Raw genomic sequence first — 8,071 nt, forward strand, 5'->3', positions numbered from 1 at the left:
GAGCTGGGTCTGCTGGCCGGGCTGGCCGGGCACGGCCTGCGGCTGGACGAGGCTGACCTGGTGGTGGGCACGTCGGCCGGGTCGGTGGTCGGGGCGCAGGTGCGCTCGGGTACGCCGCCGGCGCAGTTGTACGAGGCGCAGTTGCGGCCGCCCCGCGACGAGGTGCCGGCCCGGCTCGGGACGGGGGTGCTGTTGCGCTGGGCGTGGGCGGGCGGTCGTGGCCGGGACGCGGCGCGGGCCCGGGCGCGTATCGGCGCGATGGCGTTGTCGGCGCGTACCCCGTCGGAGCAGTCGCGGCGGGCGGTGATCGCGGCCCGGCTGCCGTCGCCGGACTGGCCGGCGGCGCGGCTGCTGGTCACCGCCGTGGACGCGGCCTCCGGCGAGTTCGTGGTGTTCGACGCGGACAGCGGGGTGCCGCTGGTGGACGCGGTCGGCGCCAGTTGCGCGGTGCCGGGGGTGTGGCCGCCGGTCACCGTCGGCGGCCGGCGCTTCGTCGACGGCGGGGTCCGCTCGCCGGTGAACGCGGATCTGGCGGCCGGCTGCGATCGGGTGGTGGTCCTGGCGCCGACGCGCGCGGCGGTGGGGCCGATGCCACGGCTGTCGGCGCAGGTGGCGGCGTTGCGGGAGGCGGGTGCGCGGGTGGCCGTGGTGTCGCCGGACCGGGCGGCGCGCACGGCGATCGGCCGCAACGTGCTGGACCCGGCGCGGCGGGCGGCGTCGGCGCGGGCCGGGTTCGCGCAGGCCGAGGCGGTGGCCGGCGAGGTGGCCGGGGTGTGGCGGTGACCGCAGCCGCTGTACGGATCAGGAGTCGCTGGTCAGGCGCGCCAGCCGCCGGTTGAGGTAGCGCTGTTCGGGCAGGCTGCCGGTGAGGCGGGCGGCCAGCTTGTAGTGCTCGGCGGCGGCGTGCGCGTCGCCGTCGAGTTCGAGCAGGTGGGCGCGGACGGCGTGCAGCCGGTGGTGACGGCGCATCGCCGGGTCGGCCAGCAGCGGTTCGAGCAGCGCCAGCCCGACGTCGGGGCCATGCGCCATGGCCACGGCGACGGCCTGGTTGAGCGTGACGAACGGGCTGGGTGCGACCCGGCTCAGCATGTCGTACAGGACGCTGATCTGCAGCCAGTCGGTGTCGCCGAAGGCCGGCGCCTCGGCGTGCACGGCGGCGATGGCCGCCTGGAGCTGGTAGCGGCCCACCGGGCCGTGGGGCAGAGCCCGGCCGAGCAGCGCGACGCCCTCGTCGATGAGGTCACGGCGCCAGCGGGAGCGGTCCTGGTCGGCCAGCGGCACGAGGTCACCGGCGGCGTCGGTACGGGTGGGCGACCGGGCGTGGGTGAGCAGCATCAACGCCAGCGCACCGGTGACCTCGTGGTGGTCGGGCAGCGCCGCGTGGACCTGCCGGGTGAGGCGGATCGCCTCCTCGGCGAGTTCGACGTCGACGAGCTGGTCACCGGAGGTGCGGGTGTAGCCCTCGCTGAACACCAGGTGGCACACGTCGAGCACGGCGGCCACCCGGTCGGGCAGCGCGTCCGGCGGCGGCATCGTGAACCGGGCACCCGCCTCGCGCAGGGTCGCGCGGGCCCGGCTCAGCCGTTGGGTCATGGTCCGGGCCGGCACCAGGTAGGCGGCGGCGATCTGTTCCACCCGCAGCCCCGCGACCGCGCGCAGGGTCAGCGCGACCTGCGAGGGGCGGCTCAGCGCCGAGTGGCAGCACAGGAACAGCAGCCGCAACGTGTCGTCGGCGCCGGTCACGGGCGTGTCGTCGTCGACGGGCGGTACGACGCCGGCGCCCGGTTCCCGGACCGCGTCGAGCCGCTCGCGGCGGGTCCGGGCCGCCTCGGCGCGCATCCGGTCGATCAGCCGCCGTGCGGCGACCTGGATGAGCCAGGCGCGGGGTTCGTCGGGGACGCCGGTGAGCGGCCACCGGGCGGCTGCGGCCTCCGCCGCGTCCTGGACGGCGTCCTCGCAGGCGTCGGGTTGCCCGTAGCGGCGCAGCAGCGCGGCGCGGACGTGCGGCGCCTCCCGGCGCCACACGTCCGCGAGGGGCGTGGCGTTACTGATCGGACCCGCCCGGCCACATCGAGGGCCGCAGCTCGACGGTCTCCCCGGGGCCGGCGAACTTCGCGGCGACGGCTTCGGCGCGGGCCTGGTCCTCGACGTCGATGAGGAAGAAGCCGGCGAGGTGTTCCTTGGCCTCGGAGTACGGGCCGTCGGTCGCCAGCGGTGCGCCGTCGGCCCACCGGTAGAGCCGCGCGGTTCGGGGGTCGGCGAGCGCCTCGCCGACGACCAGCTCACCGTTGGCGTGCAGCTCGGTCATCACCTGCTCGAAGTCGGCGTTGAGCCGGTCGCGTACCTCGGCGGGCAGCGCCTGGTGGGCGGCGAGGTATTCGGAGGTGGGGTGGCCCCACGGCTCCGGGTTGGAGTGGATCATGATCACGTACTTCACTGTCTGTCCTTCGCGTCGTGCGGCGGTGTCTCCCCGCCGCTCGCCCGGTACGACGGAGCGGGATCGCCGATGTCTACATATCCTCGCGTCATGAGTGACGCGGTGGGTGTCGGTGACCTGGTCGAGGATTTCACGCTGCCGGACGAGACGGGCACGCCACGGCGCCTGTCGGAGTTCCTGGCCGCCGGTCCGGTGGTGCTGTTCTTCTACCCGGCGGCGATGACGCGGGGCTGCACGGCGGAGAGCTGCCACTTCCGGGACCTGGCGGCGGAGTTCGCGGCGGTCGGCGCGCAACGGGTGGGGATCAGCCGGGACCCGGTGCAGCGGCAGGCGGAGTTCTCCCGCCGGCACGGGCTCGGCTATCCGCTGTTGTCCGACGCCGACGGCGAGGTGGCGCGGGCGTTCGGGGTGCGGCGGCGGCTGCCGCTGGGCGCGCTGAGCACCCGGCGGATGACGTTCGTGATCGGCACCGACCGGCGGGTGCTCGCCGTGGTGCACAGCGAGCTGAGCATGAACGAGCACGCCGACGCGGCGCTGCGGGCCCTCGGGGGCTGATCATCGCGGTGTCGCAGCCGGCTGGTATCAAGGCTGCGTCAAACAGGTGTACGGAAGAGGGCGTGATGGCGGGTCAGGGTTTGTCCACTGACGAGGTTCAGGGAATCCGGGAGGCTCTTGCGGCTGGCCGCAAGCCCCGGGTGGTGTTCACCGAGGCGGCCGGGCAGATGGCCGGGCAGCTCGGGCAGGTGGTGGAGCTGACCGACCCGGCGGCGTCGGAGGAGTTCGTGGTGGTGCGGTTCGGCCGCGACGAGCTGCCCTTCTCCCCCGCCGACGTGGCGATCGCCCCCAAGGGCGCCGGGCGGCGTCCGGCGGCCGAGGCGAAGCCGGAACCGGAGCAGGCGCCGGCCGCGCCGCCGGAGCCCGCGTTCGTGCTGGACACGCCGCGGGTGCCCGCGCCGCGACGGGAGGAGCCGAAGACCGAGCAGCCGCCGGCGGAGCCGAAGCCGGCGAAGCGAGCGGTGAAGGCCGCCAAGCCGAAGACCCCGCCGGGGCTGACCGTGACGCTCGCCTACGCCGAGGGCGAGTGGACGGTGGCCGCGCAGCAGGGCACGAAGGCACTGGCCCGGCCGTACGTGGTGAAGCCGGCCGAGGCGCTGCGGATGGTGGCGCTGGTCGACGTGCCCGGCGTGCAGGAGGCGGTGGAGCAGATCCTGGCCGCCGAGCGGGCCGAGGCCGAGCAGCAGGCGGAGAAGCTGCGCGCCGAGCTGGCCGAGATCGAGGCGCGGCTGGCGGAGCTGCGCGAGGCGCGCTGACCCCGTGACGCCCCGCGGGGCCGGTGCGACCCCCTCGCACCGGCCCCGCGTCCCCTGCGCCCACAGGTCGATCAGTGTTGCGGAATGTTCTGTACCCCGATCCGGCGGCGGAACACCCAGTACGTCCAACCCTGGTACGCCAGCACGATCGGCGTGAACACCACTGCCACCCAGGTCATGATCTTCAAGGTGTACGGGGTGGACGCGGCGTTGGTGGCCGTCAGCGTGCCGGCCGCATCCAGGGTGGACGGCATCACGTTCGGGAACAGCGCGGCGAACAGCGTCGCCACGGCCAGCGCGATGGCCACCGCCGTACCGGTGAACGCCCAGCCCTCCCGGCGTACCCTGGCCGCGGCCAGACCGCCGAGCAGGGCGAGGGCGGCGCCGACGGCGAGCACGACGGCGGCGGCGCTGGAACGGATGGTCAGCGTCCAGCTCAGGAACGCCACGGCGGCCACGGCGGTGCCGACGCCGAGCTTGACGGCGAGGGCGCCGGCGCGCTCGCGGATGTCACCGGTGGTCTTCAGCGCCAGGAACACCGCGCCGTGGGTGAGGAACAGCCCCAGCGTGGTCAGGCCGCCGAGCAGCGCGTACGGGTTGAGCAGGTCGAACAGGCCGCCGACGTACTCGTGGTCGGCGTCCAGCGGCACGCCGCGGAAGATGTTGGCGAACGCCACGCCCCACAGCACGGCCGGGATCGCCGAGCCCCAGAAGATGGCCTGGTCCCAGCGGCGCTTCCAGGACGCCTCGGGCCGCTTGTGGCGGTACTCGAAGGCGACGCCGCGGGCGATCAGGGCCAGCAGGATGAGCAGCAGCGGCAGGTAGAAGCCGGAGAACAGGGTGGCGTACCACTCGGGGAAGGCGGCGAACATGGCGCCGCCGGCGGTGATCAGCCACACCTCGTTGCCGTCCCAGACCGGGCCGATGGTGTTGATCAGGACGCGGCGCTGCCGGTCGTCGCGGCCGAGAACCGGCAGCAGCATCCCGACGCCGAAGTCGAAGCCTTCGAGGATGAAGTAGCCGGTGAAGAGCACTGCTACGAGGAGAAACCAGACGGTCGTCAGTTCCACGGTTGGGCTCCGGGGTGTCAGTAGGCGAACGCCAGCGGGCGCTCGGCGTCGTCGGTGTCGTCGTCGTCGGTCTGCGGGGTGACGTCCGGTACGCCGGCGCGGGCGTAGCGGACCAGCAGCTTGAACTCGACCACCGCGAGGACGGCGTAGATGAGTGTGAACGCGGTGAAGGAGGTGAGCACCTCGGTCAGGGAGACGCTGCGGGACACGCCGTCACGGGTGAGCATCTCGCCGAAGACGATCCACGGCTGGCGGCCCATCTCGGTGAAGATCCAGCCGAAGGAGTTGGCCAGCAGCGGCAGGACGGGCATGACCAGGCCGGCGCGCAGCAGCCACTTGCTGGTGGGGGTGCGGCCCTTGCGCTGGCTCCACAGCACCAGCAGCGCGATCGCGGCGGCGGCCAGCCCGAAGGCGATCATGAACCGGAAGCTCCAGTAGGTGACCGGGATGATCGGGGCGTAGTTGCCGGGGCCGTACTGGCTGGCGTACTGGGCCTGGAGGTCGTTGATGCCCTGGACGGTGCCGTTGGGGTCGCCGGTGCCGAGGAACGACAGCAGGTACGGGATCTTGATGGCGAACAGCTCGCGGCTGCCGTCGAGGCTGCCGACCGTGAGCACGGAGAACGAGGCGGGGCTCTCGGTGGTGTAGAGGCCCTCGGCGGCGGCCATCTTCATGGGCTGCACGTCGGTCATGATCTTGCCCTGGATGTCGCCGGTGAGGACGACCAGCGCCGAGGAGAACAGGACGACCCAGGAGCCGAGCTTGGTGGCGAAGCGGTACGCGCCGGTGTCGGCGCTGTCGCGGTTGCGCATCACGTGCCACAGGCCGACGGTCACCATCAGCGACCCGGCGACCAGGAACGCGCCGGCCAGGGTGTGCGGGAAGGTGACCAGGGCGACCTTGTTGGTGAGCACGGCGACGAAGTCGGTCAGCTCGGCGCGGCCGCTGTCCGGGTTGATCCGGAAGCCGACCGGGTTCTGCATGAACGAGTTCGCGGCGAGGATGAAGTACGCCGACAGGTTGGTGCCGATCGCGGCGGCCCAGATCGCGGCCAGGTGCAGGCGCTTGGGCAGCCGGTCCCAGCCGAAGATCCACAGGCCGATGAAGGTGGATTCGAGGAAGAACGCGACCAGTGCCTCGATGGCCAGCGGCGCGCCGAAGATGTCGCCGACGAAGCGGGAGTAGTCGCTCCAGTTCATGCCGAACTGGAACTCCTGCACGATGCCGGTGACCACACCCATCGCGAAGTTGATCAGGAAGAGCTTGCCGTAGAACTTGGTGAGTTTGAGGTACCGCTCGTTGCCGGTGCGGTGCCACATGGTCTGGAGGATCGCCACCAGCACGGACAGGCCGATGGTCAACGGCACGAACAAGAAGTGGTAGACGGTGGTGACACCGAACTGCCAGCGGGCGACGTCCAACGCGTCCACCAGAAAACCCCCAGCTGTGCATACTACGAGACGTAGTAGATACTACTCGTCGTCGTAGAGAAAGCAGCAGGGCCGCAGGGCCCCACCCGGCCCGGGACCAATGACCCTAATCACCCTTGCCGGAGGACCTGCGGTCCCGGGCTCACCCGTGCCGGGCACCGGGGTCGCCCCGGCTCGTGCGACGATCCAGCACTGATGAACAGCACCCCCTGGCGCGCGCCGCTGCTGTGGCGGGGCGCGCAGACGCTCGCCCGCGCGGTCGTCGGGCTGGTCGGCCGGCTGGAGGTCACCGGCGACGTGCCCGACGCGCTGCGCCACGGCCCGCTGGTCCTGGCCGCCAACCACATCAGCCCGTTCGACCCGGTGGTGCTCGCCGCCGCCTGCCGGGTACGGCGCGTCGCGCCCCGGATCATGGCGACCGGCGGGCTGTTCCGCGCCCCGGTGATCGGGGCGCTGATGCGCCGCGCCGGGCACATCCGCGTCGACCGGGGCACCGCCGCGGTGCACCGCTCGCTGGAGGTCGCCGCCCGGGCCGTGGCCGGCGGGTCGGTGGTGCTGGTCTACCCGGAGGGACGCATCGGGCTCGACCCGGGCATGTGGCCCGAGCGGGGCAAGACCGGCGCGGCCCGGCTCGCGTTCGCCAGCGGCGCCGCCGTCGTACCGGTGGCCCAGTGGGGCTCGCACGAGGTGCTGCCCTACCGGGCGCCCAGGGGAATGCTCGGCGCGGTGGCGCGGGCGGTCGCCCGCCGGCCCGTCATCCGGGTGCACTTCGGCGCCCCGGTGCCGCTGGACGACCTGCGGTCGGACTCCCCCGGCGCGGCCCGGCAGGCCACCGACCGGATCATCGACGCGATCACCGAGGATCTCGTGCCGCTGCGCCCCGACGAGCCCGATCGGCCCCGGCACGTCGACCCCGGCCGCCCGGTGGACGACAGTCGCGCGCACCGCCGCCGTACCGGCTGACGCATCCCGGGCCCGGTCGCGGGTATCAAGCCGCGCATCCCGTACGCGGAGAGGACCCGGCCATGACCGCTGTTCGAGCACTCGTTCTCAACTGCACCCTGAAGCGCTCCCCGGCGACGTCCAGTTCACAGGTGCTCGGCCAGGAGGTGCTCGACGCGCTGGCCGATCAGGGTGTCGACGGCGAGATCGTCCGGGTGGTCGACCACGACGTGCGCTTCGGGGTGTCCGTCGACGAGGGCGACGGCGACGGCTGGCCCGGCATCCGCGCCAAGCTGCTCGCCGCCCAGATCCTGATCATCGCCACGCCGATCTGGCTCGGTCAGCCCTCGTCGGTGACCAAGATGGTCCTCGAACGGTTGGACGCCGAGCTGTCCGAGACCGACGAGCAGGGCCGCCTGCGCACCTACGGCAAGGTCGGCGGCGTGGCCGTGGTCGGCAACGAGGACGGCGCGCACCACACCATCGCCGAGGTGCAGCAGGCGCTCAACGAGGTGGGGTTCACCTGCCCGGCCGCCGGGGCCACGTACTGGGTCGGGGAGGCGCTGCACAAGACCGACTACGTCGACGCCCGCCCCAAACCCGACACGACCGGCCGCACCACCGCCGCGCTGGCGCTCAACAGCGCCCACCTGGCCCGGCTGCTCGCGGAGCGGCCCTACCCGCCGCCCGGAACCCGCGACGCGGGCGTCGGCCCCAGCACCCAGCCCGGCTGACCCGGCCCCGACCCCGGCCGCGCTGGCCGCCTGCGCGCACCGCCGTCGATCTTGCAGTTGGTGCCCGGGCGAACCCGGCCAACCGCCCCCGACGAGGGTCGCAACCGCAAGATCGACGAGGCGAGGCGAGCGCGGGACGGGGCGGGGT

The 8,071-nt window shown here is 73.2% G+C and carries 9 protein-coding genes; 5 read left to right on the forward strand and 4 right to left on the reverse strand.

The window, feature by feature from the left end; genetic code table 11:
- Positions 1-783, forward strand: a 783-nt coding sequence (locus EAD96_RS11620; RefSeq protein WP_199733141.1) for a patatin-like phospholipase family protein, incomplete at its 5' end; no start/stop codon positions are given.
- Between the two features lie 18 nt (positions 784-801).
- On the opposite strand, the gene EAD96_RS11625 is transcribed toward EAD96_RS11620, so the two are convergent.
- On the reverse strand, positions 802-2,025 hold the full coding sequence (locus EAD96_RS11625; protein WP_121684268.1) for an RNA polymerase sigma factor: 1,224 nt from the start codon (positions 2,023-2,025) through the stop codon (positions 802-804).
- Positions 2,026-2,044: 19 nt separating this feature from the next.
- Entirely contained in the window at positions 2,045-2,437 is a 393-nt protein-coding gene (locus EAD96_RS11630; protein ID WP_121684269.1) for a YciI family protein, read from the reverse strand.
- Positions 2,438-2,527: 90 nt separating this feature from the next.
- Here EAD96_RS11630 and EAD96_RS11635 point away from each other — a divergent pair, with 90 nt between their 5' ends.
- Positions 2,528-2,992, forward strand: a complete 465-nt coding sequence (locus tag EAD96_RS11635) for a peroxiredoxin (protein ID WP_256487405.1) — start codon at positions 2,528-2,530, stop codon at positions 2,990-2,992.
- A 65-nt stretch (positions 2,993-3,057) separates the two neighbouring features.
- The gene (locus EAD96_RS11640; RefSeq protein ID WP_120569893.1) at positions 3,058-3,747 is read left to right on the forward strand and encodes a hypothetical protein; all 690 of its coding nucleotides are present in this window, start codon (positions 3,058-3,060) and stop codon (positions 3,745-3,747) included.
- A 71-nt stretch (positions 3,748-3,818) separates the two neighbouring features.
- On the opposite strand, the gene cydB is transcribed toward EAD96_RS11640, so the two are convergent.
- A complete protein-coding gene (cydB, locus tag EAD96_RS11645) occupies positions 3,819-4,817 on the reverse strand; it encodes a cytochrome d ubiquinol oxidase subunit II (RefSeq protein WP_121684271.1) in 999 nt (332 codons plus the stop codon).
- Positions 4,818-4,834: 17 nt separating this feature from the next.
- Complete coding sequence (locus EAD96_RS11650) at positions 4,835-6,247, reverse strand: cytochrome ubiquinol oxidase subunit I (protein ID WP_120569895.1); 1,413 nt, start codon at positions 6,245-6,247, stop codon at positions 4,835-4,837.
- 195 nt (positions 6,248-6,442) lie between these two features.
- On the opposite strand from EAD96_RS11650, the gene EAD96_RS11655 reads away from it, so the two are divergent.
- Together EAD96_RS11655 and EAD96_RS11660 are read left to right on the forward strand one after the other, a co-directional pair.
- Positions 6,443-7,210: a 1-acyl-sn-glycerol-3-phosphate acyltransferase gene (locus tag EAD96_RS11655; protein WP_121684272.1), complete on the forward strand. Its 768-nt coding sequence runs from the start codon at positions 6,443-6,445 to the stop codon at positions 7,208-7,210.
- Positions 7,211-7,272: 62 nt separating this feature from the next.
- Positions 7,273-7,923: a flavodoxin family protein gene (locus tag EAD96_RS11660; RefSeq protein WP_121684273.1), complete on the forward strand. Its 651-nt coding sequence runs from the start codon at positions 7,273-7,275 to the stop codon at positions 7,921-7,923.
- Positions 7,924-8,071 lie beyond the last annotated feature (148 nt).

This window comes from Micromonospora sp. BL1 (assembly GCF_003667485.1).
In the GTDB taxonomy this organism is placed as follows: Bacteria; Actinomycetota; Actinomycetes; order Mycobacteriales; family Micromonosporaceae; genus Micromonospora; species Micromonospora tulbaghiae.